General features: G+C 61.4%; 29 protein-coding genes and 1 tRNA gene. 6 read left to right on the forward strand and 24 right to left on the reverse strand.

Annotation, left to right across the window (positions count from 1 at the left end):
- Positions 1-69: 69 nt before the first annotated feature.
- From PSTAB_RS13960 to dapA, 3 genes are all read right to left on the reverse strand, one after another.
- On the reverse strand, positions 70-939 hold the full coding sequence (locus PSTAB_RS13960) for a phosphoribosylaminoimidazolesuccinocarboxamide synthase (RefSeq protein WP_013983421.1): 870 nt from the start codon (positions 937-939) through the stop codon (positions 70-72).
- A gap of 94 nt (positions 940-1,033) precedes the next feature.
- Entirely contained in the window at positions 1,034-2,134 is a 1,101-nt protein-coding gene (bamC, locus tag PSTAB_RS13965; protein WP_011913893.1) for an outer membrane protein assembly factor BamC, read from the reverse strand.
- A 16-nt stretch (positions 2,135-2,150) separates the two neighbouring features.
- On the reverse strand, positions 2,151-3,029 hold the full coding sequence (gene dapA / locus PSTAB_RS13970) for a 4-hydroxy-tetrahydrodipicolinate synthase (RefSeq protein ID WP_013983422.1): 879 nt from the start codon (positions 3,027-3,029) through the stop codon (positions 2,151-2,153).
- A 226-nt stretch (positions 3,030-3,255) separates the two neighbouring features.
- Between dapA and PSTAB_RS13975 the strand changes: the two genes are divergently transcribed.
- Positions 3,256-3,816 (forward strand): glycine cleavage system transcriptional repressor, encoded by a 561-nt coding sequence (locus tag PSTAB_RS13975; protein WP_013983423.1) that lies wholly within the window; start codon positions 3,256-3,258, stop codon positions 3,814-3,816.
- Positions 3,817-3,830: 14 nt separating this feature from the next.
- Positions 3,831-4,304, forward strand: coding sequence for a peroxiredoxin (locus PSTAB_RS13980; RefSeq protein WP_011913896.1), 474 nt, complete (start codon positions 3,831-3,833; stop codon positions 4,302-4,304).
- Between the two features lie 36 nt (positions 4,305-4,340).
- Here the strand turns inward: PSTAB_RS13980 and PSTAB_RS13985 are convergent, their stop codons facing one another.
- Complete coding sequence (locus tag PSTAB_RS13985; protein WP_013983424.1) at positions 4,341-5,417, reverse strand: AI-2E family transporter; 1,077 nt, start codon at positions 5,415-5,417, stop codon at positions 4,341-4,343.
- A gap of 21 nt (positions 5,418-5,438) precedes the next feature.
- A complete protein-coding gene (locus tag PSTAB_RS13990; protein WP_013983425.1) occupies positions 5,439-5,690 on the reverse strand; it encodes a sulfurtransferase TusA family protein in 252 nt (83 codons plus the stop codon).
- Between the two features lie 110 nt (positions 5,691-5,800).
- Between PSTAB_RS13990 and PSTAB_RS13995 the strand changes: the two genes are divergently transcribed.
- Positions 5,801-7,231 carry a M48 family metalloprotease gene (locus PSTAB_RS13995; protein WP_013983426.1) on the forward strand — a complete coding sequence of 477 codons (1,431 nt, stop codon included), beginning with the start codon at positions 5,801-5,803 and terminating at the stop codon, positions 7,229-7,231.
- Positions 7,232-7,339: 108 nt separating this feature from the next.
- Here PSTAB_RS13995 and nadA read toward each other — a convergent pair whose 3' ends face one another.
- The 17 genes from nadA to aspS form a co-directional block, all read right to left on the reverse strand.
- Positions 7,340-8,398, reverse strand: coding sequence for a quinolinate synthase NadA (gene nadA / locus PSTAB_RS14000; RefSeq protein ID WP_013983427.1), 1,059 nt, complete (start codon positions 8,396-8,398; stop codon positions 7,340-7,342).
- A 233-nt stretch (positions 8,399-8,631) separates the two neighbouring features.
- Positions 8,632-10,128, reverse strand: a complete 1,497-nt coding sequence (locus tag PSTAB_RS14005) for an acetyl-CoA hydrolase/transferase family protein (protein WP_013983428.1) — start codon at positions 10,126-10,128, stop codon at positions 8,632-8,634.
- A 199-nt stretch (positions 10,129-10,327) separates the two neighbouring features.
- Positions 10,328-10,403 (reverse strand) — tRNA-Lys (locus PSTAB_RS14010).
- A gap of 107 nt (positions 10,404-10,510) precedes the next feature.
- A complete protein-coding gene (gene queC, locus PSTAB_RS14015) occupies positions 10,511-11,185 on the reverse strand; it encodes a 7-cyano-7-deazaguanine synthase QueC (protein WP_013983430.1) in 675 nt (224 codons plus the stop codon).
- A 40-nt stretch (positions 11,186-11,225) separates the two neighbouring features.
- Positions 11,226-11,867: a 7-carboxy-7-deazaguanine synthase QueE gene (gene queE, locus PSTAB_RS14020; protein WP_041771797.1), complete on the reverse strand. Its 642-nt coding sequence runs from the start codon at positions 11,865-11,867 to the stop codon at positions 11,226-11,228.
- Between the two features lie 119 nt (positions 11,868-11,986).
- On the reverse strand, positions 11,987-12,811 hold the full coding sequence (gene ybgF, locus PSTAB_RS14025; RefSeq protein WP_013983432.1) for a tol-pal system protein YbgF: 825 nt from the start codon (positions 12,809-12,811) through the stop codon (positions 11,987-11,989).
- Positions 12,812-12,817: 6 nt separating this feature from the next.
- Positions 12,818-13,321, reverse strand: a complete 504-nt coding sequence (gene pal / locus PSTAB_RS14030) for a peptidoglycan-associated lipoprotein Pal (RefSeq protein WP_011913905.1) — start codon at positions 13,319-13,321, stop codon at positions 12,818-12,820.
- A gap of 48 nt (positions 13,322-13,369) precedes the next feature.
- Positions 13,370-14,671 carry a Tol-Pal system beta propeller repeat protein TolB gene (gene tolB, locus PSTAB_RS14035; RefSeq protein ID WP_013983433.1) on the reverse strand — a complete coding sequence of 434 codons (1,302 nt, stop codon included), beginning with the start codon at positions 14,669-14,671 and terminating at the stop codon, positions 13,370-13,372.
- Positions 14,668-15,666: a cell envelope integrity protein TolA gene (gene tolA / locus PSTAB_RS14040; protein ID WP_013983434.1), complete on the reverse strand. Its 999-nt coding sequence runs from the start codon at positions 15,664-15,666 to the stop codon at positions 14,668-14,670. The genes tolB and tolA overlap by 4 nt, the downstream gene beginning before the upstream one ends.
- Positions 15,666-16,106 (reverse strand): protein TolR, encoded by a 441-nt coding sequence (gene tolR / locus PSTAB_RS14045; protein WP_011913908.1) that lies wholly within the window; start codon positions 16,104-16,106, stop codon positions 15,666-15,668. The genes tolA and tolR overlap by 1 nt, the downstream gene beginning before the upstream one ends.
- 11 nt (positions 16,107-16,117) lie before the next feature.
- On the reverse strand, positions 16,118-16,810 hold the full coding sequence (gene tolQ, locus PSTAB_RS14050) for a protein TolQ (protein ID WP_013983435.1): 693 nt from the start codon (positions 16,808-16,810) through the stop codon (positions 16,118-16,120).
- Positions 16,811-16,812: 2 nt separating this feature from the next.
- Positions 16,813-17,256: a tol-pal system-associated acyl-CoA thioesterase gene (gene ybgC / locus PSTAB_RS14055; protein WP_013983436.1), complete on the reverse strand. Its 444-nt coding sequence runs from the start codon at positions 17,254-17,256 to the stop codon at positions 16,813-16,815.
- Positions 17,257-17,307: 51 nt separating this feature from the next.
- On the reverse strand, positions 17,308-18,360 hold the full coding sequence (gene ruvB, locus PSTAB_RS14060) for a Holliday junction branch migration DNA helicase RuvB (protein ID WP_011913911.1): 1,053 nt from the start codon (positions 18,358-18,360) through the stop codon (positions 17,308-17,310).
- 3 nt (positions 18,361-18,363) lie between these two features.
- The gene (gene ruvA / locus PSTAB_RS14065) at positions 18,364-18,969 is read right to left on the reverse strand and encodes a Holliday junction branch migration protein RuvA (protein WP_011913912.1); all 606 of its coding nucleotides are present in this window, start codon (positions 18,967-18,969) and stop codon (positions 18,364-18,366) included.
- Between the two features lie 46 nt (positions 18,970-19,015).
- Positions 19,016-19,540: a crossover junction endodeoxyribonuclease RuvC gene (ruvC, locus tag PSTAB_RS14070; protein ID WP_011913913.1), complete on the reverse strand. Its 525-nt coding sequence runs from the start codon at positions 19,538-19,540 to the stop codon at positions 19,016-19,018.
- 159 nt (positions 19,541-19,699) lie between these two features.
- Positions 19,700-20,449, reverse strand: a complete 750-nt coding sequence (locus PSTAB_RS14075) for a YebC/PmpR family DNA-binding transcriptional regulator (RefSeq protein WP_011913914.1) — start codon at positions 20,447-20,449, stop codon at positions 19,700-19,702.
- A 150-nt stretch (positions 20,450-20,599) separates the two neighbouring features.
- On the reverse strand, positions 20,600-22,375 hold the full coding sequence (gene aspS / locus PSTAB_RS14080) for an aspartate--tRNA ligase (RefSeq protein ID WP_013983437.1): 1,776 nt from the start codon (positions 22,373-22,375) through the stop codon (positions 20,600-20,602).
- 346 nt (positions 22,376-22,721) lie between these two features.
- Here aspS and PSTAB_RS14085 point away from each other — a divergent pair, with 346 nt between their 5' ends.
- Positions 22,722-23,192, forward strand: coding sequence for a Dps family protein (locus tag PSTAB_RS14085; RefSeq protein ID WP_011913917.1), 471 nt, complete (start codon positions 22,722-22,724; stop codon positions 23,190-23,192).
- Between the two features lie 241 nt (positions 23,193-23,433).
- Positions 23,434-24,048 (forward strand): cold-shock protein, encoded by a 615-nt coding sequence (locus PSTAB_RS22075; protein ID WP_013983439.1) that lies wholly within the window; start codon positions 23,434-23,436, stop codon positions 24,046-24,048.
- 39 nt (positions 24,049-24,087) lie between these two features.
- Here PSTAB_RS22075 and PSTAB_RS14095 read toward each other — a convergent pair whose 3' ends face one another.
- Both PSTAB_RS14095 and PSTAB_RS14100 read right to left on the reverse strand, forming a co-directional pair.
- Positions 24,088-24,303 carry a SlyX family protein gene (locus PSTAB_RS14095; protein ID WP_011913919.1) on the reverse strand — a complete coding sequence of 72 codons (216 nt, stop codon included), beginning with the start codon at positions 24,301-24,303 and terminating at the stop codon, positions 24,088-24,090.
- On the reverse strand, positions 24,300-24,722 hold the full coding sequence (locus tag PSTAB_RS14100) for an HIT family protein (protein WP_013983441.1): 423 nt from the start codon (positions 24,720-24,722) through the stop codon (positions 24,300-24,302). Before PSTAB_RS14100 ends, PSTAB_RS14095 begins: the two co-directional genes overlap by 4 nt.
- A gap of 436 nt (positions 24,723-25,158) precedes the next feature.
- Between PSTAB_RS14100 and PSTAB_RS14105 the strand changes: the two genes are divergently transcribed.
- On the forward strand, positions 25,159-26,418 hold the full coding sequence (locus PSTAB_RS14105; RefSeq protein ID WP_013983442.1) for an OprD family porin: 1,260 nt from the start codon (positions 25,159-25,161) through the stop codon (positions 26,416-26,418).
- The last annotated feature ends 115 nt before the right edge of the window (positions 26,419-26,533 follow it).

The raw sequence follows: 26,533 nt of genomic DNA on the forward strand, positions 1-26,533 counted from the left end.
GCACAGATTTTTTACCGTTTTTCAGCCGCTTGCACGGCCGGGCGACCGATTCCGGCCGCCCGGTACCCTTCACGCGGTCAGCCGCGTCAATGCTTCGCGATACTTGTCGGCGGTTCTCTGCGCGACCTCTGCGGGCACGGCAGGTGCAGGGGGCTGCTTGTTCCAGCCGGTGGACTCCAGCCAGTCGCGGACGAATTGCTTGTCGAAGCTCGGTGGGTTCTTGCCCTCTTCATAGCTGTCGGCGGGCCAGAAACGGCTCGAGTCGGGCGTCAGCACCTCATCCATCAGGGTCAGCGTGCCGTTCTCATCCAGGCCGAACTCAAACTTGGTATCAGCGATGATAATCCCACGAGTGGCGGCGTACTCGACGGCTGCGCTGTAGAGCGCGATGGATACGTCACGCACCTGCGCAGCCAGCTCCTTGCCGATGATCGCCTCGCATTGCTCGAAGGAGATGTTCTCGTCGTGGTCGCCTACCGCGGCCTTGGTCGAGGGGGTGAAGATCGGCTGCGGCAGCTTGGCAGCTTCCTTCAGGCCGGCGGGCAGCTGGATGCCACAGACGGTGCCGCTCTTCTGGTATTCCTTCCACCCGGAACCGACGATATAGCCGCGCACGATGGCCTCCACCGCAACCGGCTTGAGGCGCTTGGCGACGACCGCGCGCCCCTCCACCAGCGGCAATTCGTCAGCCGGCACCACGTCCTCGACCTTGTCGCCGGTGAAGTGATTGGGAATCAGTCCCTTGAGCTTGTCGAACCAGAAGTTGGAGATGGCGGTCAGGATCTTGCCCTTCTCCGGAATCGGCTCGGCAAGGATCACATCGAAGGCCGACAGGCGATCGGTGGCGACCATGAGCATGCGTTTGTCGTCGATCTCGTAGAGGTCGCGAACCTTGCCCGAGTAGATCTTCTTCAGGCTGAGGGCGGTGGGAGTGGTCATACGCAATTTTCCGCGGTTGGCAGGTCAGCAGAAACGAAACAGGCGAAACCATGGGTTTCGCCTATCCGTGTTCGTGTAACGGGGCAGCTCGCAGTCAGCCCAGGTTGTCCTTGATCAGACTGAGCACCCGACGGGCGACGTCCGCTGGCGCGACGGTATCGATGCTCTTGTCCAGTGTCACCTGCACACCGTTACCCGCACGGGTCAGACGCACCTGATAGCGCTCGGCACGCGCTTCGATTTCGTCCTTGTCCGGTGCGCCACCGAACAGCCGGCTGAAGAAACCAGGCTTGTCGTCGGGGTCGTCGGCACGCTCGCTGAGGTTCACGTAGTAGACGCCAAGGCTGCGATCGAGATCGTCGACCCGCACGTCGGCGGCCTGCAGGGCACGGCCGACGCTGGACCAGGCACGATCGAAGTCGCTGTCCAGCTGCAGCAACGGATTGCCGCTGCCATCCTGAGTAAGACTGACGCGACTTGGCGCATCGAAATCGCGCTCGGCGAGCAGCGAAACGGAACCACCCTGGCGGGCGCTGCGGTTCAGACTGGCCTGCAGCTCGTCGAGCAGCACGCGGTCGAGTTCCTTGTTGCTCGAAGTTTCCGGCCAGGCCACGTCGGTGCTGCTACCGGCCGGACGCTTGACGCTGACCACGAAGATCTCGCTGGTGTTGCGCTGAACGCCCGGCTCGACCCGGACGCGGACGCGCGTCTCACCTTCCTGGATACCCAGGTTGCGCACCAGCGCCTCGTCCAGTTGCGAGGCGGTTTGCCAGGCAGTGGCAAACTCACCTGTCTGACGCCGCTCTTCAGCGATGCTGAAGCCCTTGTCGGTGAAGAACTGACGGGCCGCGATCCAGACCTGAGCCGGCGCATACTGCGCCACCAGCCAGCGCGAGTCCCCGGAGGACTGCACACTGAAATCACTGACGTCCGCGGCCACTTGCAGGCGCTGCGGCCGCGGCACTTCGTATTTGCCGGAGTGGGTATTGTCAGCCACCTGGCGCGGGATCGGCAGCAGAGGATCGAGCGGACGCGTTCCGCCATCGACGGCGACCTGCATCGGAGCGGTCTGACGTGCCGAAAGGTAGTCACTGCCGCGGTCACGGAAATATCCATCATCGCCCCACAGCCAGCCGCAGCCACTGGTTGCAGAGATCATCAGGGCAAGGGTCGAGAGTCCGGCCAGTCGCTTCATGCGTATTCCTTTGTTATTAAGCCAGCACGCCGGTTTGGCGCATCGCCTGACGGAGCGGTTCCTGGTAGCTCTGGCTGAGCCAGGTCAATGGCAGACGGATGCCATTGCCCATCAGGCCCATCTCGTGCAACGCCCATTTGACCGGAATCGGATTGGCTTCCAGGAACAGCGCACGATGCAGCGGCATCAGGCGCTCGTTGATAGCGCGAGCGGTCTCGGCATCCCCGGCCATCGCCGCGGCACAGAGTTCGCTCATGGCACGCGGGGCGACGTTCGCCGTGACGGAGATGTTGCCCTTGCCGCCCATCAGCATCAGCTCGACGGCAGTGGGGTCATCGCCCGAGTAGACGAGGAAGTCCTTGCTGACGCGGTCCAGCACTTCCCGACCGCGCTTGAGGTCGCCAGTGGCTTCCTTGATACCGATGATGTTCGGCACCTTCGACAGACGCTCGACCGTATCGGGCAGCATGTCGCACACGGTGCGGCCCGGTACGTTGTAGAGGATCTGCGGGATGGCCACGGCCTCGGCGATGTGCTTGAAGTGCAGGTACAGGCCTTCCTGGGTCGGCTTGTTGTAGTACGGAGTGACCAGCAGGCAGGCGTCGGCGCCGGCGGTCTTGGCGTTCTCGGTCAGTTCGACCGCTTCGCTGGTGGAGTTGGCGCCCGTTCCGGCGATCACCGGAATGCGCCCGTTGACCTGGTCGACCACGCGGCGGATCACTTCGATATGCTCGGCCACGCTCAAGGTGGCCGACTCACCGGTGGTACCGACAGCAACGATTGCATTGGTGCCTTCCTGCAAATGGAAATCCACCAGCTTGCTCAGGCTGTCCCAGTCCAGACCGCCCTGCGCATCCATGGGCGTGACCAGCGCCACCATACTGCCCGCAATCATGCAACCACTCCTGCCGGAATAAATAAAAAGAGGCGTAATGGTACAAGGCTCCCCAGCGCTTTGCGAGTAGCCTGACACACGCCGCGCCGAGCCGGCAAAGCGCTGCCTGCAGTTGCCAAGGGAGCCCGCCATGTGAGGCGTGCATTCCCTCTGCCCTCGCTTTTCGCTACCCTTAGCCGTTTTCGGCTTGGCTGGCCGACCGATTCACCACCGCCAGGAATGCTGCATGTCCACCCCCCCTCTCCCCCGCGAACAATTTCTCGTCATCAGCGCCCTGGGCGCCAACCCGATGGAGCTGACCAATGTGCTCTGCCGCGCCGCCAACGAGAATCGCTGCGCGGTCGTCAGCACTCGCCTGACGCGTCATGGCCAGTGCAGCGCACTGGTTCTGGAAGTCGGTGGTAGCTGGGATGCTCTCGCCCGGATGGAAACCACGCTGCCGGGGCTCGCGAAGAAGCATGCGTTCACGGCCAATGTCGTTCGTAGCGAAGCGCTGGAAAGCCGCCCGCAGGCCTTGCCTTATGTGGCCTATGTGAGCGCAGTCTTCCGCCCCGATATCCTCAACGAGCTGTGCCAGTTCTTCATCGACCACCGCGTCGAACTGGAAAGCCTGACCTGCGACACCTACCAGGCCCCACAGACCGGCGGCACCATGCTCAACGCCACCCTGACCGTCACCCTGCCTGCAGGCACGCAGATCAGCTGGCTGCGCGATCAGTTTCTCGACTTTGCCGACGCGCTCAACCTCGATGCGCTGATCGAACCCTGGCGTCCGCAGAACCCTTGAGATCAGGAGGCAACATGGCAGTCGCAATCGACCAACCGATTCCACCCTTCCAGGCCCAGGCTACCAGCGGCCAGTCGATCGACCTCGCGTCGCTGGCCGGCAAGCAGGTCGTGCTGTATTTCTATCCGAAGGACAACACACCGGGCTGTACGACCGAAGGTCAGGGTTTTCGTGATCTCCATCAGGCGTTTCTCGCGGCCAACACCCTGGTCTTTGGCGTCTCGCGCGACAGCCTGAAAACCCACGAGAACTTTCGCGCCAAGCAGGGCTTTCCCTTCGAGCTGATCAGCGACAAGGACGAGCAGCTCTGCCAGCTGTTCGATGTGATCAAGCTGAAAAAACTCTACGGCAAGGAGTATCTCGGCGTGGACCGCAGCACCTTTCTCATCGACCGCGACGGCGTACTGCGTCAGGAATGGCGCGGCGTGAAGGTGCCCGGCCATGTCGAGGCCGTGCTCCAGGCCGCCCAGGCACTGAACCACGCGTAGAAACAATAAAGGCTGGCGCCGCGCCAGCCTTTCCCATCATTCGCCAGGCTCGACCACCACGGTCGCCGGCTCCCTCGGCCAGGCATACAACACGGCCTTGAACAGGGTCGCCAAGGGGATGGCGAAGAACACCCCCCAGAACCCCCACAGCCCACCGAACAGTAGCACCGCGCAGATGATCGCCACCGGGTGCAGATTCACCGCCTCGGAGAACAGCAACGGCACCAGGACGTTGCCATCCAGAGTCTGGATAATGGCGTAGGCCACCATCAGGTAGAAGAACTGGTCGCCCAGACCCCACTGGAATATCCCGATCAGCGCTATGGGAATGGTGACCACGGTAGCCCCGATGTAGGGCACCACGACGGAGACGCCCACGAGCATCGCCATCAGTGCCGCGTAATTGAGCCCCAGCGCGGCAAAGACGGCGTACGAGACCACGGCGCAGATCAGGATCTCGATCGCCTTGCCCCGAATGTAGTTGGCGATCTGCAGGTTCATCTCCTGAGAGACCTGAGTGATCAGGCCGCGCTCGCGTGGCAGGTAGTCCTTGATCCAGTTGCTGATCTGCTCGCGATCCTTCAGAAAGAAGAACACCAGAATCGGCACCAGCACCAGATAGATCATCAGCCCGATCAGCAGCGGCAGACTCGACAGTGAAGACGTCAGCACCAGCTGGCCGTAGCGGCCGATCTCGCCACGCATGAAATCGATGCCGCGCAGCACCTGCTCCTCGGTCACCAGTTGCGGATAACGCTCCGGCAGCAACAGCAGCAGCGACTGCCACTCCACCAGCATGCGCGGCAGCTCGTTGAATAGCGTCAGCACCTGTTGCCAGAGCAGCGGCACGATGAACAGCGTGCACACCACCAGCACCCCGACGAACATCAGAAATACCAGCCAGACCGCAAGCAGGTGCGGCACCCGCCGACGCTCCATGGCACCCACCAGCCCTTGCATCAGGAACGCCAGCACCAGTCCGGCCAGCACCGGCGCCAGCATCTTGCCAAGTGTCAGGACGATCGCGAATGCAAGGAACAGCAGAACAGCGAGAACAACCGCCTCCTCGTCGGAGAAGTAACGCTGCATCCAACCGCGTAATACCTTGATCATGTATTTCCTCGAAGCGAACCGTCAGGCCTTGCGCAGCCAGTAACGATAAAGACCATCCTCGACCTCTTCATGTAGAAGCGCATGGCCGGCCAGCTTGGCGAAACTGCGAAAATCCCGTTGCGAGCCAGGATCGCTGGCGACAACCTTGAGTACCGCCCCGCTGGGCAGGCGATTCAATTCCAGCTTGGCCTTGAGCAGCGGCATCGGGCAGTCGAGGCCGACGGCGTCCAGCTCGGCATCGCACGCGGGCGATAGTGGTCGACCTTCACTCATGGTTCGCCTCCTCAGCAAAGCCACGCAGCATACCTAGCGCACCGGGGCTCTGGCCAGCCAGCCAAGGTCAAGGCTACAGTAGCCGTTCTCACTTCAACGAGCCTGCCTGGATGAAACTGCTGCGCCCCGCCCTGCTCACGCTCACCTGCCTGCTTGTGCAACCGACATTGGCTAACGACCTGCCTTCGCTCGGCGACGCCAGCTCGGGCATCGTGTCGCCGGAACAGGAACATGTGCTCGGGCGCGCCTGGCTGAGCCTGCTGCGGGGGCAGGTGAAGCAGCTTTCCGACCCCCAGCTCAAGGACTACGTCGAGAACAGCGTGTACCGCCTGGCCGAAACCAGCCAGCTACAGGATCGACGTCTGGAATTCGTCCTGCTCGACAGCCCGCAGCTAAACGCCTTTGCCGCACCCGGTGGCATCATCGGGGTCAATGGTGGCCTGTTCATTCATGCGCAGACCGAAGCCGAGTACGCTTCGGTGATGGCGCACGAACTGGCTCACCTCTCACAGCGACACTTCGCTCGCGGCCTCGAAGCCCAGCAGCGCATGCAGCTGCCGATGATGGCCGCCATGCTCGCCGGCGTCGTGGCAGCCGCAGCCGGGGCCGGCGATGCGGGCATCGCCGCCATCGTTTCCACCCAGGCCGCAGCCATCCAGGCCCAGCGTCGCTTCTCCCGGCAGAACGAGCAGGAGGCCGACCGTATCGGCATCGTCAACCTCGAACGCGCCGGTTATGACCCACGCGCCATGCCATCGATGTTAGGCCGGCTGATGCGGCAGTACCGCTATGACCAGAAGCCACCGGAGTTCCTTCTGACCCACCCGGTCAGCGAATCGCGCATCGCAGACACCACAAACCGAGCCGAGCAATATGCGCAGGGCGGCACTCAGGACAGCCTGCGCTACCAGTTGATGCGGGCGCGTACCCAACTCAAGTTCGAAAGCACACCCGGCGTCGGAGCCAAGCGTTTCCGCGCAATGCTCGATGAGAACCCCGAGATGGACGCCGCCCGTTACGGACTGGCGCTGGCGCAGATGAAAGCCGGGCAGCTCGCCGATGCGGCCAGCAGCCTGGAGCCGCTGCTGGCCAAGGCTCCGGATGACCTCACCTACAATCTGGCACAGGTCGAGCTCGACATAACAGCCAATCGCCTGCAGCAGGCGCAGACCCGACTACAGCGCCTGCTGCAGCTGTATCCGGGTAACTACCCGGTGCGCCAGATGCATATCGACCTGTTGATGGAGCGGGGCGAGACCCAACAAGCCGAACGCGAGCTGGACAAACTCGCCGAGCAGCGCCGGCGGGACCCGGACATCTGGTACCAGGTCGCAGAGGTCCGGGGCCTTAGCGGAAACATTGTCGGCCTGCATCAGGCGCGCGCCGAATACTTTGCGCTGGTCGGCGACTACGATCAGGGCATCGAGCAGCTCAACCTGGCCAAGCGCCGCGCCAGCAACTTCCAGATTTCCGCGCGAATCGACGCCAGGCAGAAGCAGCTGATCGAAGAGAAGCGCATGGTCGAGGACATGCTGCGTTGATAAGCAGCACGCGACACCCCTACAGACCATACCAATGAAAAAGCCACGCTCGAAAAAGCGTGGCCTCGGTTGACGCGGTCGAGTGCGTATCCGCCGCTCTCGAAGGGCTCAGGCGTTACCGGCCTGCTTCAAGCGTGCCGCCTGGGTGAAATCGAGCATTCGCTTCAGCGGCTTCACAGCCCGCGGAATCAGCGCCGGGTCGACGAAAATCTCATTGCTTCCGGTGCCCAGGCATTCCAGGGTGCGCTCGAGCGTGTTCATCGCCATCCACGGGCAATGCGCACAGCTACGACAGGTCGCGCCCTGCCCCGCCGTCGGCGCTTCGATGAAGGTCTTCTCCGGACACAGCTGCTGCATCTTGTAGAAGATTCCGCGGTCGGTCGCCACGATAAGGGTCTGCTGCGGCAGCGTCTGCGCGGCCTTGATCAGCTGACTGGTCGAACCCACTGCATCGGCCAGCTCGACAACCGCCTGCGGTGATTCGGGATGAACCAGAATTGCCGCATCCGGATACAACGCCTTCATGTCCGCCAGCTGCTTGGCCTTGAACTCCTCGTGCACGATGCAGGCGCCATCCCACAGCAGGATGTCCGCACCGGTTTCGCGCTGCACGTAATTGCCCAGATGCTTGTCCGGTGCCCAGATGATCTTCTCGCCGTTATCCATCAGGCTCTCGACGATCTCCAGCGCGCAACTGGATGTCACCACCCAGTCGGCACGTGCCTTCACCGCTGCCGAGGTATTGGCATAGACCACCACGGTGCGCTCGGGATGCTGGTCGCAAAACGCCGAGAACTCATCCACTGGACAGCCGAGATCAAGCGAACAGGTTGCCTCCAGCGTCGGCATCAGCACGCGCTTTTCCGGATTGAGGATCTTCGCCGTTTCCCCCATGAACTTGACGCCAGCCACCACGACCGTTTGCGCGGGGTGTTCGTTGCCGAAACGTGCCATTTCCAGCGAATCGGAAACGCAGCCGCCAGTCTCTTCGGCCAGCGCCTGGATCACCGGATCGGTGTAGTAGTGCGCCACCAGCACCGCATCCTGGCGCTTCAACTCGGCAGCGATCTCGCTGCGCAACTTTGCCTCCTGCTCAGGCGTCAGCGGCTGGGGCTGCTTCGCCGCCAGGTGTGCCTGCACAAGGATGCGTTCGGGTATCTGCGTCATGGTCGCGGGTCCTGCCAACACGGGATTGCACGAAGCGCCAGGTAGCTCGGCGGCAACGGTAAAGTCGGGCTTGTCGATAAGACGGAAGGAGCAGGATTCGGACGAGGCTCCTGCCATTCGACGGGGCAGGAATACTAGCCGATGCATCGGCAAAAGGGAAAGCATCGGACACAGGGGCTGGCCTTCGCAGCCCCAAACGAAAACCGCCGGCGGGCGCCGGCGGTTTCTTTGGATCACTCGCCCTTGAGCATGTGACCGCGTTCTTCCAGGTTGATGTGCCACTGCATGGCCTCACCCAGCAGATGCGGGGTCTGGCCGCCTTTCTTGCAGGCATCCTCGAAGTACTTGTTCAGCGCATCGCGGTAGGACGGATGCACGCAGTTGTCGATGATCACGCGCGCACGTTCGCGCGGAGCCAGGCCACGCAGGTCTGCCAGGCCCTGCTCGGTCACCAGGATCTCCACGTCGTGCTCGGTGTGGTCGACGTGAGCAACCATCGGTACGACGCTGGAAATGTTGCCACCCTTGGCGATCGACTTGGTCACGAAGATGGCCAGGTGGGCGTTACGCGCGAAGTCGCCCGAACCACCGATACCATTCATCATCTTGGTGCCGCCCACGTGGGTGGAGTTGACGTTACCGTAGATGTCGAACTCCAGCGCGGTGTTGATGCCGATGATGCCGAGACGGCGCACCAGCTCCGGATGGTTGGAGATTTCCTGCGGACGCAGCACCAGCTTGTCCTTGTACTTCTCCAGGTTACCGAACACGCGATCGTTGCAACGCTCGGAGAGCGTGATGGAGCAACCGGAAGCAAAGGTCATCTTACCGGCGTCGATCAGTTCGAAGGTGCAGTCCTGCAGTACTTCGGAATACATCACCAGGTCTTCGAACGGCGAGTCGATCAGACCACACATTACGGCGTTGGCGATGTTGCCGATACCGACCTGCATCGGGCCGAGGTTCTTGGCCATGCGACCGGCAGCCACTTCGCTCTTGAAGAACTCGACCAGGTGGTTGGCGATGGCCTGGGTTTCTTCGTCCGGCGGCGTGACGGTGGAGTAGGAGTCAGGCTGATTGGTGATCACGATCGCAGCGATCTTGGCCGGATCGACCGGAATAGCTGCGCTGCCGAGACGGTCATCGACCTTGGTCAGCGGGATCGGGCCACGATTCGGACGCTCGCCCGGGAAGTAGATATCGTGCAGGCCTTCAAGGTTCAGGTTGTGCGCCAGGTTCAGCTCGATGATCACCTGGTCGGCAAACATGGCCAGGTTGGCCGAGTTGCCCACGGAGGTGGTCGGCACGATGTGGCCCTGTTCGGTGATGCACAGCGCCTCGACGATGGTGACATCGGGACGCTTGATCTGATGGTTGCGCATCTGCTCCACGGTGTGCGACAGGTGCTGGTCGATGAACATGACCTCACCTGCGTTGATCGCCTTGCGCAGTACCGGGTCGGCCTGGAACGGCATGCGGCGGGCCAGCAGGCCGGCGGAAGCCATCTTGCCATCGAGATCGTTACCCAGGCTGGCACCGGTCACCAGGCTGATCTGCAGCTTCTCGTCCTTGGCACGGTCGATCAGCGCAAGGGGTACGGCCTTGGCTTCGCCCGCGCGGGTGAAGCCGCTCATGCCAACGGTCATGCCGTCGCGAATAAGGGAAGCAGCCTCTTGGGCGCTCATGACCTTGTTCTGCAGAGAGGACAAGCGGATGCGATCAGAATACATTTGAGCCTCGAACCAACGGACAATCAGGAAGGTCGCAGTCTATTACGTTTAAAAACGCTTGAGCCATCTACTAAGGTCGTAGAGAAAAACGTCGCTTATGGTCGAATGTACGACTCAAGCGAAGCGCCACAAAAACTGCGGATATAAAAAAGCCGGACGACCTAGTGGCCTCCGGCTTTTCCTGCTCCAAGGAGCGATATGGTGGGTCGTGTAGGATTCGAACCTACGACCAATTGGTTAAAAGCCAACTGCTCTACCAACTGAGCTAACGACCCGATGCGGGGCGCATGATACTGATTTGATTGATGAAAACAAACTTTTTTTTGAAAAAATTTAGCCTTAGGCAGTGACGTAGGCAGACGCCCCGCCGAGAATGCCGGCCTCAGAAATAGCGTGTCGGGTCGGCCAGGCCAGCCTCGGCAAAACCAGCCGAACGCAATCTGCAGCTGTCGCACTTGCCACAGGCGCGACCGTCGTCATCCGCCTGATAGCACGAAACCGTCATCGCATAATCGACGCCCAGTCGACTTCCCTCCCGGACGATTTGCGCCTTGCTGAGGTTCTGCAGCGGCGCCTGAATGCGGAACCCCTGCCCTTCGACCCCGGCCTTGGTGGCAAGATTGGCCATCCGCTCGAAGGCCGCGACGAACTCCGGCCGGCAATCGGGGTAACCGGAATAGTCCACCGCATTGACGCCAATGAAGATGTCGCGAGCCCCCAGCACTTCGGCCCAGCCAAGCGCCAGCGACAGGAAGACGGTATTGCGCGCCGGTACGTAGGTCACGGGAATTCCCTCACCGGGCGCCTCCGGCACATCGATGCTGGCGTCGGTCAATGCCGAGCCGCCGATGCCGTTAAGGTTCAGTCCGATGACCTTGTGCTCGACGACCCCCAGCTGCTTCGCGACCCGTTCGGCGGCCTGCAGCTCCGCCCGATGACGCTGGCCGTAATCGAAACTCATGGTGTAGCAGGCATAGCCCTGGGCGCGCGCCATGGCCACGACGGTCGCCGAATCAAGCCCACCGGAGAGCAGGATGACTGCTTTCTTCTCGTTCATTTCCGCGTTTTACCTTCAAAACGATTGATGGGCGCCATGCTCAATGGCCAGGCGCATCGTTCCAGATGATCTTGTGCAGCTGGAGCTGCAACCGTACCGGCAGGTTGTCCGCGACGATCCAGTCCGCCAGCGCGCGGACATCGACCTGACCATGGCTGGGGGAGAACAGGACCTCGCCGGCCCGCCGGTCCAGCCCGTACTCGATCAACTTGGACACGGCCCAGTCGTAGTCCTCCCGGGAGCAGATGACGAACTTCACCTGATCGTTGCGGGTGAGATGGACGATGTTCTCATAGCGGTTGCGTCCGACTTCCGCCGAGCCTGGGGTTTTCAGGTCCACCACCCGACTGACGCGCTCATCCACCGGGGAAATGTCGAGCGCGCCGCTGGTTTCCAGTGAAACCTCGTACCCCGCATCGCAAAGTCGCTGCAGCAGCGGCACGCAATTGGGCTGAGCCAGCGGCTCGCCACCTGTCACGCAGACGTAACGCGGATTGTAGGCAGCGACACGCTCCAGGATGGCATCGAGGGTTATGAGCTCTCCGCCGCTGAACGCATAGGCGGTATCGCAGTACTGACAGCGCAGGGGACAGCCGGTGAGGCGAACGAACACCGTGGGCAATCCACTGGTGCGCGTCTCCCCCTGCAGCGAGTAGAAGATCTCGGTAATTCGCAGGGTCATATCAGCCACGGGCGTGACGGCTAAACAGGCCATCCGCCTCCGTTGCGGGAAATAGGGGCAGCGATTCTAACGAAAAAACCCGCACTGTGGGCGGGTTTCGTTCGTTAACGCAGGCGAATTCAGCGATTGAGCTGGCGCTGTGCCAACTGCGCCGCGGACGTATTCGGGTACTGCGCGATGACTTGGCGCAAGATCCCCTGGGCCTTATCGCGATTGCCCATGCGGATCTCGACATCGGCCAGCTTGTAAAGCGAGTCCGGCACCTTGCTGTGCTGCGGATAAGCCTGACTGACGCGGGCAAAAGCCTGGCCCGCACCCTGCAGATCGCCCTTGGCCAGATTGACCTCACCCAGCCAATACTGCGCATTGCCAGCGTACTGACTATCTGGATACTTGCGCAGGAATGCAGCGAAAGCCTGGCTGGCCTTGTCGAAGTCCTTTGCCTTGATCAGGTCGAACGCGGCGTCGTAATAGAGCTTCTCTTGCGCCGGATCACCCGAAGCGCTCTGCGACTGTCCGGACGAGGCAGCGGATGCACCGGCACCGCCCGCAGCCGCCGGTTCGCGCGACGGCGCCGACTGATTACTGGACGCCTTACTGGACGCCGCGGGCCCGCTGGACAAGCGCCGATCAAGATCCTGATAACGTTCCAGCCCCTCTTGTTGCAGGCGCTGGATCTGATTCTGTTGTTCCTCGAGCATGCCGCGCAATTGCGCGATCTCTTCCTGCATCTGCTGCAGCTGCATGAAGAGCATGCCCTGCGCCGAAGATGGAGCAGCAGCTCCACCTCCGGCATAGGCACCGTCACCACTCGGCGCGGCCGTGGAATAACCGGAGCCGCCACTGGCGTCACCCTGTTCGTAATCCACAACCGGCACTTGAGCCACCGCCATCAGCGGCAGGCCGAGCACTGTAAAAGTCAGAGCGTGGCGGTACTTGCGCATGACGAATTACTTACGCAGTTCGACGCGACGGTTCTGAGCCCAGGACTGCTCGTCGTTGCCCATGGCAACCGGACGCTCTTCGCCGTAGGAAACCAGTTCCAGCTGAGCCGGGGAAACGCCCTGCAGAACCAGGTAGCGCTGAACGGCCTTGGAACGACGCTCGCCCAGAGCCATGTTGTACTCACGGGTACCACGCTCGTCGGTGTGGCCTTCCAGAACGACGCGAGCGCCGTTGCCTTTCAGGTCCTTGGCGTGAACGTCCAGAGCGCGCATGGCTTCCGGCTTCAGGTCGGAGCTGTCGTACTCGAAGTAGAAGGTGGTGATGGCGCGCAGAGCGGCTTCTTCGCTCATGCTGCCGTCGATGGCACCCGAATCAGCACCGTAACCGGCATTCGGATCGATCGCGCCCGAACCTTCGCCCGAATCGTCGCCGCCTTTGGACGAACAACCGACAGCAACAGCCATGGCCAGAGCCAGAGCGGTGAACTTACCGAATTTCAGCATTTCCATGTGTAACAACCCCAGGTGTGTTTTTGGTTAAAAAGCGTTGATACCGCATCAGTTCAGGTAAGGGGACCAGGACGGCTCTCGGACTTCGCCTTGAGCTGTTGGAAGCGGGAGCCTAACGCGTCCGTTGATGGACACGAGCATCAAGACTCCCCGGCCCTGCTGGCGGGTGGCGTAGATTAGCATGGTGCCATTAGGCGCAACAGTGGGAGACTCATCCAGACTGGTATCCGAAAGTATCCGCAGGTTGCCGCGCTGCAGATCCTGGGCGGCAACCTTGAAGTTGGTGTAGCCATCCTGACGGTGAATCATGACCAGCGTCTTCTCGTCAGCCGAGAGTTTCGGGTTGGCGTTGTAGTTGCCGACGAAGGTTACGCGCTCGGCCGAGTTGCTACCCAGACGCTGCTTGTAGACCTGCGGCTTGCCTGCCCGGTCGGACGTGTAATAAATGGTCTGACCATCAGCGCCCCAGAAGGGTTCGGTATCGATGGCGTAGTGGTTGGTCAGGCGCTGCAGCTGACGCGAACCGAGATCCATTACATAGATCTCCGGGTTGCCGTCCTTGGACAGCACGAACGCCAGTCGATTGCCGTCCGGAGAAAATGCCGGGGCACCATTCAGCCCTTCGAAATTGGTGATCTGCTCACGGCGGCCGGTGTCGATGTGCTGCACGAAGATGCGCGGACGCTTCTGCTCGAACGAGACATAGGCTATACGGCGGCCATCGGGCGAGTAACGCGGCGAGAGGATCGGCTCGCGCGATTGCAACAGGGTTACCGCCCGCGCACCGTCATAGTCCGAACGCTGCAGCGTGTAGCGGGTATTGGCGCCCCCCATCCGCTCGGCCGTGACATACAGCAGACGAGTGGAGAACGCGCCCTTGATGCCTGTCAGCTTCTCGAACGACTGATCCGCCGCATGGTGCGCCATATCGCGCAGCTGGTCCGGCGAACCGCCGACAGTGCCGCTCATCACCTGCTGCTCGGTGGTCACGTTGAACACTTCGTAGCGCGCTTGCAGCCGGCCGCCAGCGGGTTCGATGTTACCCACCATCACATACTGCGCACCCAGCGCTTTCCAGTCGCGATAGATGATCTCGCTGCCACGGGTCGGCATGCTGATCATGTTCTGCCGTGGAATCGGCTGGAAGATGCCGGTATTGCGCATGTCATTACCGATGATCTCCGCCATGTCCTCTGGAAGTACGGTACCGCCCTGCCAGCCGAACGGGACGACGGCAATGGGGATGGCGCGATCGGCGCCGCTGGTAACGACGATGTTTTTCTCCTGCGCCACTGCAATGCCTGCCAGGCAGCAGAGCAGGACAAGTAGACCTCGAAGGGAGTTGATCACAACGCAAGATCCTCAGGCGTGAATGTCATTTTGAATGACCGGTAAGGCTGGAATTCCTGCGGGCTCAGGCCCTGCATTTCAGTCAGCCGACCGATGTTCTTGACTGCGGCAACCGCAGAGTTGTCGAACGGTACGTCACCGCTCGATCTCGACACACTGACATTGGTGATGGTGCCATCAGGCAGCATGTTTACCTGCAGCTGTACCGTCATGTTGTTCCGTGCAGACGGCGGACGAGTCCAGCCTTCTGCCGCGCGCAACCGAATCAGATCATCGAAGTTGCCGGCAACCTGATCGCCATGGGTATCGGCCATCGCCTGCTGGCGTTCGGTGGTATCGGACAGAAGCTCTGCCAGTGCCTGGGCCTTCTTGTCTTCGGCAGCCTTGCGCGCTGCTTCCGCCGCGGCCTTCTTCTTGGCTTCTTCGGCGGCCTTCTTCTTGGCCGCCTCGGCTGCCGCTTTCTTCTTGGCTTCTTCCGCCGCCTTCTTCTTGGCCTCTTCGGCGGCCTTCTTCTTGGCCTCCTCAGCCGCCTTCTTCTTGGCCAACTCCTCGGCGGCCTTCTTCTTCGCGATCTCGGCCTGCTTCTGCTGCTCTACCTTCTTCGCCTCTTCGGCTTTCCTGGCCGCAGCGGCCTTATCGGCAGCGGCTTTCGCCGCTTCGGCCTTTCGAGCCTCCTCGGCCTTCTTTTGTTCCGCAGCCTTCGCCGCAGCCTGCTTCTGCTGCTCGATCTTGCGCTGCTCCATCTGCTCGGCTTCGTACTGTTTGGCAGCCGTCTTCTTCGCCTCGCCGGCAATCTTCTGGTTGGTCTGCGTGGTCGCCTGGCTCTGGGACTTCAGCTGATAAAGCGTTGCCTGCACGATCGGCTTGGATGGCGGCAGCTCGGGCGTCATGGAAAAGCTGACGAACAGCATGCCGAAGATGATGACGTGCAGGCCGACCGCCAGCACGGTCGGCCAGAAATAGCTCTGCGAAGGTGACGAGTCACGCTGTTGCATCAAGGGGCCTCGGTGATCAGGCCGACATTGCCCACGCCGGCTTCCTGCAGGCCACCCATGGCGGCCATGACCGCCCCGTAGTCAACGGCGCGATCACCGCGGATGAACACCTGAGTGTCCGGACGCTGACGCATGATGGCGACCACGGCGCGGGTCATGTCTTCCAGCGCGACCGCCTCATTACCCTTGCTCTCGGTGTCGACTTCGCTGCCAACGTTCCAGTAATAGGTCTTGTCGGCCTTGATGGAGATGGTCAACACCTGCTTGTCGTTGTCCTGCGGCAAGGCCTCGCTGCTGACCTTGGGCAGATCGACCTTGACGCCCTGGTTAAGCATCGGCGCCGTCACCATGAAGATGACCAGCAGCACCAGCATCACATCGATGTAGGGCACCACGTTCATCTCGGCGACGGGCTTGCGTCTGTTGCGGATTCTGGCCATGGCCGTGGGCCTCAGTCTTCGGTGGTGTGAACTTTGCGGTGCAGGATGGCCTGGAACTCATCGGCGAAGGTGTAGTAACGGCCGATGAGCATCTCGCCACGAGCCGAGAAGCGGTTGTAGGCAATCACCGCCGGAATTGCGGCGAACAGACCGATCGCTGTAGCGATCAGGGCTTCGGCGATGCCGGGCGCCACGGTGGCCAGCGTGGCCTGCTGCACCTGAGCCAAACCACGGAAGGAGTTCATGATCCCCCAGACGGTACCGAACAGACCGATGTAAGGGCTGGTGGAACCGACGGTGGCGAGAAACGGCAGGCTCTGCTCGAGCTTTTCCTCTTCACGGGAAATGGCGACCCGCATAGCGCGGTTGACACCGTCCATCACGGCGTCCGGATCTACGCCCTGCTGCTGGCGCAGCCGGGAAAATTCCTTGAAACCGGCGCGAAAGATCTGCTCGACACCCGAGTCAGGGTCGGGATTGCTGCCTGCCTGGCGATACAGCTTGGACAGATCGATGCCCGACCAGAAGCGCTCTTCGAAGGCATCCAGCGACCGCTTGGCAGCGCGCAGCATGTTGCCGCGCTGGAAAATCAGGATCCATGAGGTCACCGAAGCGCCTACAAGTATCAGCATGACCAGCTGCACCACGAAGCTGGCGTTGCTGATCAGGCTCCACATGGACATATGATCGACGTTGGCTTCCACGCTTACTCTCCTGCAGGGGATAGACCCAAGCCAGCGAAGGCATCACGCAGCGCTTCGGGAATAGCTCGGGGTTTCAAACTTTCGGCACGTACGCAGGCCACGAGGACCTGCCCTTCACACAGCAGAACGTCATCGACCGCACGCCGCACCTGCTGACGGAAACGCAGGCTGGCACGATTGAGCTCGACCACCTCGGCGGTCACCAGCAGCTCGTCATCCAGGCGCGCCGGGGCTCGATAACGCGCCTCGACCGAATGCACGACGAACAGCAAGTCCTCACCGGCTAGCTGCGACTGGGCGAATCCCAGGCTGCGCAACCGCTCGGTACGAGCTCGCTCCATGAATTTGAGGTAGTTGACGTAGTAGACGATGCCACCCGCATCGGTGTCCTCGTAATAGACTCGACAGCGGTGGGTGAAGATTTCAGCTCCGGCTTGCGCGCGCATACTAGTGCTCGGCCCTGCAAATGCCAATCGGGTAACAGAACAATATTTTCTTCAAACTATGTCGCCTTCGAACAGGTCCGGCGTCGGCGGCTCGTTCATGCGTTTGGGCAAGTTGAGGCCGAAGTGCAGATAGGCATGGCGCGTCACCACGCGACCACGCGGCGTACGCATGATGTAGCCCTGCTGGATCAGGTATGGCTCGAGCACGTCCTCGATGGTGTGGCGCTCCTCGCTGATCGCCGCGGCAAGGCTGTCGATGCCCACCGGGCCACCATCGAACTTCTCGATCAGCGTCAGCAGCAGGCGACGATCCTGATGATCAAACCCGCGCTCATCGACATCCAGCATGTTCAGCGCAAGGTCAGCGATCTGCCGGGTGATCTCACCCTTGCCGCGCACCTGAGCGAAGTCACGAACCCGGCGCAGCAGACGATTGGCGATGCGCGGCGTGCCGCGCGCGCGACGGGCGATCTCAAACGCGCCCTCGGGTTCGGTTGGCAGCCCGAGGATTCCGGCCGACCGCCTGACGATCGTGGCCAAATCCTCGGTGGAGTAGAACTCCAGACGCTGGACGATACCGAAGCGGTCGCGTAATGGATTGGTCAGCATGCCGGCCCGCGTCGTGGCGCCGACCAGGGTGAACGGCGGCAGATCGAGCTTGATCGAACGCGCCGCCGGCCCTTCGCCGATCATGATATCGAGCTGGAAGTCCTCCATCGCCGGATACAGCACCTCCTCGACGATCGGCGAGAGGCGATGGATCTCATCGACGAACAGCACGTCGCCGGCTTCCAGGTTGGTCAGCAAAGCGGCCAGGTCGCCCGGCCGCTCGAGGACAGGACCAGAAGTACTCTTGATTGACACGCCCATTTCTTCGGCAATGATGTTCGCCAGGGTGGTCTTGCCCAACCCGGGCGGACCGAAGATCAGAGTATGGTCGAGCGCTTCCTGGCGCCCTTTCGCGGCGCGGATGAATAGATCCATCTGCTCGCGCACGACCGGCTGGCCAATGTACTCCGCGAGCTTCAGGGGGCGAATGGCGCGATCCAACTGCTCGTCGCGATCGCGACTGCTGGCCGTGACGATACGATCCGCTTCGATCATGGTTTACACCATGCCCTTGAGGGCGCGGCGAATCATCTCTTCACTGCTCAAATTCTCTTCCTGTATGGCGGACACTGCCCGGCTGGCCTCCTGGGGCTTGAAGCCCAGGGAAATCAAAGCGCTGACCGCATCATTCTCGGCGCTTGTGACTGCCGTTTTGCTGCCAGGTTCAACTACCAGGGTTGCGATGGCCGGCATGCTTTCCCACGCCTTGAAGCGGTCCTTCAACTCAACCAGCAGTCGTTCGGCGGTCTTCTTGCCGACACCAGGTATGCGCACCAGCACCGAGGTATCCTGCGCCTGAACGCACCGCACCAGCTCATCGACCTCCAGCCCCGACATGAGCGCCAAAGCCAACTTGGGTCCCACGCCGTTCAGCCGGATCAGCTCGCGAAATAGCTCACGCTCGCGTTTCTCGGCGAACCCATAAAGCAGCTGCGCGTCTTCACGCACCACCAGATGGGTGTGCAGAGTCACCGGCTCGCCGACCGCTGGCAGGCGATAAAGCGTAGTCATCGGCACCTCGACTTCATAGCCGATGCCGTTGACGTCGAGAATCATGTGAGGCGGTTGCTTTTCCGCCAGCGTGCCGCGCAAACGTCCGATCAAACCTGCTTCCTCCAGTGCCCGACGATGCCGGGTCCTATTCGCAAGGCTACAGCCGCAGCCGCCCGCCTCTTCGCTTGGCGCCGATCAGCCCATGAGGGACCAGGCTCTGCCGGTGATGCGCATGGCACAGGGCGATGGCCAAGGCGTCCGAGGCATCAATCTGCGGCTTCTCCAGCAGCTTGAGCAGATGCATGACCATCATCTGCACCTGCTGCTTGTCCGCACCGCCAGTGCCGGCGATGGCCTGCTTGACTTGCGTGGCGGTGTACTCGGCGATCTGCAGTCCCGCCTCGGCCCCCGCGACGATGGCAGCACCGCGGGCCTGCCCGAGCTTGAGCGCCGAATCGGCGTTACGGGCCATGAACACCTGCTCGATTCCCATGGTCACCGGACCATAGGTGCGAATGACTTCGCTGACGCCACTGAACACGGCGCGCAAGCGCTCCGACAGCTCGCCGCTGCCGGTGCGAATGCAGCCCGAAGCGACGTACTCGCAACCACGACCGGTATCTCGGACGACGCCGTAGCCGGTGATTCGAGAGCCCGGATCGATACCCAAAATCAGCGTCATGCCTTGGCCGTGCTGTCTATTTATCCAGTGACGAGTATACGGAGGCGCCTGCCCCGACGCCACTGGCGTCATCACATCCCAACGCTTCTTCGACGCCACGCCGAACCATAAAAAACCGGAAGCGCGACTGCGACCTCCGGTTCCTTCCAGCGACATGGCTCAGCTCAGCTGCTGCATGATCTCATCGGCAATTTCGGCGTTGTGATAGACGTTCTGTACGTCATCCAGATCTTCCAACGCATCGATCAGACGCAGGACCTTCTGTGCGGTCTCGACATCGGTGATGGGCGCCATGATCGACGGAATCATCGCCACTTCCGCCTCGTCCCCCTTGAAACCGGCTTCTGTGAGCGCCTCGTTGACCGAGAGGAAATCGGCGAAGCTGGTATACACCTCGACCGAGCCGTCTTCCTGCGTGACCACGTCGTCGGCGCCGGCTTCCAGCGCAGCCTCCATCAGCGCATCCTCGTCGACGCCCGGTGCATAGCTGATCTGCCCCTTGCGATCGAACATGTAGGCCACCGAACCGTCAGTACCGAGGTTGCCGCCATTCTTGCTGAAGGCATGACGCACCTCCGCGGCGGTGCGGTTGCGGTTGTCCGTCATGGCTTCGATGATGATCGCCACGCCACTCGGCGCGTAGCCCTCGTAGCTCAGCTCGGTCATGTTGTCGGCTTCGTTCGAGCCAGCGCCGCGGGCGATGGCACGGTCGATGACCTCGCGCGACATGTTGGCCGTCAGCGCCTTGTCCACCGCCAGGCGCAGGCGCGGGTTGTCCGCCGGGACACCGCCGCCATGCTTGGCCGCCACGGTCAGTTCGCGGATCAGCTTGGTGAAGATCTTGCCCCGCTTGGCGTCCTGGCGCTCTTTGCGGTGCTTGATGTTGGCCCATTTGGAATGACCAGCCATAACTCACTCCATTCTTCGACTGAATCAGAAATCCCGACAACCGTTCGCCAACCGCTGGATCGCCAGCCGGGAAACGGTTATCGCCTTGACGCCCGTACGACCGGAGTCGCAAGACGAAGAAGCCTGGCAGAACCAGGCTTCGGGTAGCGCTTACTCCGCCTTTGGCTGCTCGCGCAGGCGGATATGCAGATCGCGCAGTGCCTTGTTGTCCACCGCGCCAGGCGCCTGGGTCATGACATCCGCAGCGCTCTGGGTTTTCGGGAAGGCAATGACTTCGCGAATCGACTGCGCGCCGGTCATCAGCATGACCAGGCGATCCAGGCCGAAGGCCAGACCGCCGTGCGGCGGCGCACCGAACTTCAGCGCATCGAGCAGGAAGCCGAACTTCTCTTCCTGCTCGGCCTCGTCGATGCCGAGAATGCGGAATACCGCCTGCTGCATTTCCTTGCGATGGATGCGGATGGAGCCGCCGCCTAGCTCGGTACCGTTGAGCACCATGTCGTATGCACGCGACAGCGCAGCGCTGGGGTTGGCCTCCAGCTCCTGCGGTGTGCATTTCGGCGCGGTGAACGGGTGGTGCAGTGCGCTCAGCGAGCCGTCATCGTTCTCTTCGAACATCGGGAAGTCGACGACCCACAGCGGCGCCCAGTCGCAGGTCAGCAGCTTGAGGTCATGGCCGAGCTTGATGCGCAGCGCGCCCAACGCCTCGGAGACGATCTTGGCCTTGTCGGCACCAAAGAAGACGATATCGCCATCGACCGCGCCGACGCGGTCGAGGATCACGTTGAGGTTGTCTTCCGGGATGAACTTGACGATCGGCGACTGCAGCCCCTCGACGCCCTTGGCGCGCTCGTTGACCTTGATATAGGCCAGGCCCTTGGCGCCGTAGATGCCGACGAACTTGGTGTAGTCGTCGATCTGGCTGCGCGGCATGCTTGCGGCACCCGGCACACGAAGGGCGGCCACGCGACCTTTCGGATCACTGGCCGGGCCGGAGAACACCTTGAACTCGACCGCGTTGAGCTGATCGGCAACGTCCACCAGCTCGAGCGGGATGCGCAGGTCTGGCTTGTCCGAGCCATAGCGACGCATGGCCTCTTCGAACGGCATGTGCGGGAATTCACCAAACTCCAGATCCAGCACTTCCTTGAACAGCTTGCGGATCATGCCCTCGGTGATACCGATGATGTCCGCTTCGTCGAGAAAGCTGGTCTCGATGTCGATCTGGGTGAACTCGGGCTGACGATCGGCGCGCAGGTCTTCGTCGCGGAAGCACTTGGCGATCTGGTAGTAGCGATCGAAGCCGGCCACCATGAGCAGCTGCTTGAACAGCTGCGGCGACTGCGGCAGGGCAAAGAAATTGCCCGCATGGGTGCGGCTCGGCACCAGATAGTCACGAGCACCCTCGGGCGTCGGACGGCCAAGGATCGGCGTTTCGACATCGAGGAAGCCGTTCTCGTCGAGGTAGCGACGGATGCTGGCGGTGATGCGCGAGCGCAGCTTCAGCTTCTCGGCCATCTCTGGGCGACGCAGGTCGATGAAGCGGTAGCGCAGGCGAGTTTCTTCACCGACATCGCTGTACTCGTTGAGCGGGAACGGCGGAGTCTCCGCATCGTTGAGCACCTCCAGCTCGTAACCCAGCACCTCGATGGCGCCGGACGCGATGTTCGGATTCACCGCACCGGCCGGACGCAGGCGCACCTTGCCGGTCACTTTGATCACGTACTCGCTGCGTACGCGGTCGGCCGTCGCGAAGGTTTCCGCGCGGTCGGGATCGAAAACCACCTGGGCCAGCCCCTCGCGATCGCGAACGTCGAGGAAGATCACCCCGCCATGGTCACGACGGCGATGTACCCAGCCGCAAAGAGTGATTTCCTGACCGTCCAGGCTTTCGTTCAACTGGCCGCAATAGTGACTGCGCATCATGGTGGTGTTCGCTTCTCGTATCAGAATTCGATGGGGCACAGGCCGACAGCACCGTTGCGGCCCTGCGCCTGCGGCATGCTGCGCGTGGTACCGCACTTGGCATATCGCACATGGGGCGCCGGGAGATGCAGCATGCAAGCTGAAGCGCCGGGCACAAGCGCGGGATTATAGCCACTTAATCACCGCGGCGCAGCCGTCGAGCCGGACGACGGGATCAGCCGATTGAACCCTGGACCGTCTGGCGACTTCAAAAAAGCGATGAGCATTGATCCGGAAACGCGACGCTTCACAACGCAGCGTGTTTTTCTGGCATAACTAACGACTGAACCATCCACAGGAGAAAAACATGGAAATCAACATCGGTATCGCCGAACAGGACCGTGCAGCCATCGCAGAGGGCTTGTCTCGCCTGCTCGCCGACACCTACACCCTGTACCTGAAGACCCACAACTTCCACTGGAACGTGACCGGTCCGATGTTCAACACGCTGCACACCATGTTTGAAACCCAGTACACCGAACTTGCTGTGGCCGTGGACGACATCGCCGAGCGCATTCGCACCCTGGGCTTTCCGGCCCCGGGCACCTACGCGGCTTATGCCCGCCTGAGCTCGATCAAGGAAGAGGAAGGCGTACCGTCGGCCGAGGAAATGATCAAGCTGCTGGTCGAAGGCCAGGAGGCGGTGGTCCGCACCGCTCGCGGCATTTTCCCGCTGCTGGACAAGGTCAATGACGAACCGACGGCCGACCTCCTGACCCAGCGCATGCAGAGCCACGAGAAGACTGCCTGGATGCTGCGCAGCCTGCTTTCTGCCTAAGGCTCATCGGACGGGCGTGCGACGCTGCGCGCCCTGTCCCGCTTCGGCCCTCCTGCGCTCGGATCCCGCCGCTTCCACGCTCATTTGAGCGCCCTACGCCTTTCCTGTTAAATACGCCGCGCTATTGCCCAGACGCGCGCGGTTCCTCGAACAGTGTTCAGCCCTGCCCGATGAACGTTTTCCAGCGAGCCTTGGCATTGCCGCCTCTCTGTCGTGTCATCAAATCGTGAGTCATACAAGAATGTTAAAGATCGTCCATGTTCTAGCGGGCGTCATCGCTCTGCTGCTGTCCTTCATTCCCAGCCTGCGCGGCGCTGAGCCGCTGTTACTGCAACCCGAAGCCCTGTGCTTGCTGATGCTCGGCCTGCTCAATGTTCAATTCGCGCCGTCGGCACTACTGAATGACAGCCGGACCCGCCCGGTGATCATCGCCGCGTCGGCGCTCCTGCTCCTGTCCATCGCCCTGCAAGCCGTCTTCGTACTCGCCTCACTGCCACAAATCGCCGGTCAACCCGCCACCCTGGCCAGCCTGCTGCTTGCCTTTGTCGCAGTGCTGCTGCACCTGGCAACACCTCAGCGCCGCAACAAGCAACCCAAACCGTCTCGCATGAGTACGAGCGCGAGTGTTCCCTCCGCGGCCGGACGCGAAGCCGGCACCGTCAAGTGGTTCAATACCTCAAAGGGGTTCGGTTTCATTTCTCGGGACAGCGGTGACGATGTATTTGTCCACTTCCGCGCCATTCGTGGCGAGGGGCACCGCATCCTTGTGGAAGGCCAGCGAGTGGAGTTCACCATCATGATGCGCGACAAGGGTCTGCAGGCCGAAGACGTCGTCCCGGTCGAAGCTGGCCGCTAACGCAGTGCCTGGCGGGGCCGGCGCCCCGCCAGCGGTTCTTCAATAATGAGGTGGCGGCGCCTCGTCCTCATCGGCAGCACCCAACGAACCCTGCATCTCCTCCTGACGCTTCGCCAGTGCGACCAGCTGGAGCTGAAGCCGCTCCACCAGCCGCTGCTGCTCGACCAGTACATCGTTCAACGCCTGGATGGTGTCATCCTGAAATGCCAGACGCGTCTCCAGGTCCGTTACTCGCGATTCAAGATCCACAATCATTCTCCAAAGCGGAAGTGATCGGTGAGCACGAGCTTGAGCTTGCTTCGAATGGCAGCAATCTGCTCGTCACTATACGGCTTGGCCGGATGCCGCCCCCACACCGGGGCAGGCCATGCCGCGTCGTCGCGCCGCCTGGCGATCACATGCATGTGCAGCTGGCCGACCACGTTGCCCAGCGTAGCGACATTCATCTTGTCCGCGCGAAAGGTGTCCTTGACCGTCTCGGCCAACGACGTCGTCTCCCGCCACAAGGCCTGTTGATCGGCAGCGTCTAGCTGGAACAGCTCGCTGACCTCTTCGCGGCGCGGCACCAGGATGAACCAGGGGTACTGCGCATCGTTCATCAGCAGCAAGCGGCAGAGCGGGAAATCCCCCAGCACCAACGTATCCTGCTCAAGACGCGAATCGAGGACGAACATAGAAACCTCCAGAACTGGCCGCGCAGGTTGCGCTACATGATCGCCAAAGCATACCGCAAGGAGCCAGGACAGTCCGGCCACCTCCCTTGCCAACTACGCACGACGATGGTGCCAGCCAGCGGTGCAGAGGTGACATTTCGGTGCAAAGCACACTTGGAATTAGCCCATAAATGCCATCATTCCGCGCGCGTTCAATTTGAGTACGATTCTTGCTATTTCGAAGCGAGGACGCGCCGACCAAAGCTTCAAGCGCTCAATCGGCGTCGTGCAGCTTGCTCTAGCGCTGCACTAGAGCTAAACAGTACATTCTCTGGATGGCTTTTTCGCGTAAGCGACCATTACTGGCTAAAGCCTGATGCGGGACTAAGAAGTTGCACCCTTTCTGACCAAATAGCAGAAAGGTAAGCACCATTTTTAAACCAAAGGAGCAATCACAATGAAAGTGATGAAGTGGAGCGTAATCGCCCTGGCCGTAGCGGCGGGCACCTCCCAGATGGCGCTGGCCAGCCAGCAATCGGAGTCCAAGGGATTTGTCGAGGACGCAAGCCTCGATCTGTTGCTGCGTAATACCTATTTCAACCGTGATTTCAAGGATGGCACCGCAGACCGCCGTAGCTGGGGTCAGGGCTTCATCACCACCTTCGAGTCGGGCTTCACTCAGGGCACCATCGGCGTAGGCGTAGATGCATATGGCATTCTCGGGGTGCGCCTAGATGGCGGTCGTGGTTACAACTACGGCGCCATGTTCGAAACCGACTCCAACGGCGACCCTGAACGCGACCTCTCCCAGACAGGTGCCGCAATCAAGGCTCAGTTTTCCAACACAGTAATCAAGTACGGCAACCAAATGCCGATGATGCCGGTCCTTGCCTACGACGACTCGCGCCTTCTGCCTGAAACCTTTACCGGCACCCTGATCACTAGCAAGGAAATCGAGGGTCTCGAACTGAACGCAGGCCGCTTTACCGCGGACAGCGCCATGCCGTCCTCCAGTCGTGATTCTTATAACAGCACCATCGGAGGAACACTGAAGAGCATCGACGTCATCGGCGGCAGCTACGCTTTCAATGAAAATCTGAGCGCATCGCTGTATTACGCCGACAACGAAGACGTTGCGAAGAAAAAATACGCTAACGTCAACTACGTGATGCCGATCGGTGGGGATCAATCACTCACTTTTGACTTCAATATTTACGATAACAAGTACGATAAGGAGACATTCGGAGAGACACTCGACACCAAGATCTGGAGCCTTTCGGGCAAATATTCCATCGGCGCTCACGCCTTCATCCTGGCTCATCAGCGAGTGAGCGGAGATAGCGGCTATATCTATGATATTGGCGACGGCGGTAGCTCCATCTGGGTAGCCAACTCCTACTACTCGGACTTCAACTGGAAGGACGAGCGTTCTTATCAGGCCAGTTATGAACTGGACTTCAGCACCTTTGGCGCACCCGGCCTGTTCTGGAAGACCGCCTATGTCTATGGCGACAACATCGATACCGCTTTTGGCGAAGGCAAGGAGCGCGAATTCTTCAACCAGGTCCAGTACGTCGTACAGAGCGGCCCGGTGAAGGACCTGTCGCTCAAGCTGCGCAACTCGATCTACCGTTCCAACGGCGCCCTGCGTGACGCTGGCAGCCCGGACCTGAACGAGATCCGCGCCTTCATCGAGTACCCGCTGAGCATCCTGTAACCCAGGCGCTTACGCATACCGATGCAGCAATGGAGCCCGGCGCAAGCCGGGCTCTTTCGTTTCGTCAGGCGCCCCGAGCCTCACCGCCTCCGTCCTGTACGCCGCACCCCGCGCG

The organism is Stutzerimonas stutzeri, from assembly GCF_000219605.1.
Taxonomy (GTDB): Bacteria; Pseudomonadota; Gammaproteobacteria; order Pseudomonadales; family Pseudomonadaceae; genus Stutzerimonas; species Stutzerimonas stutzeri.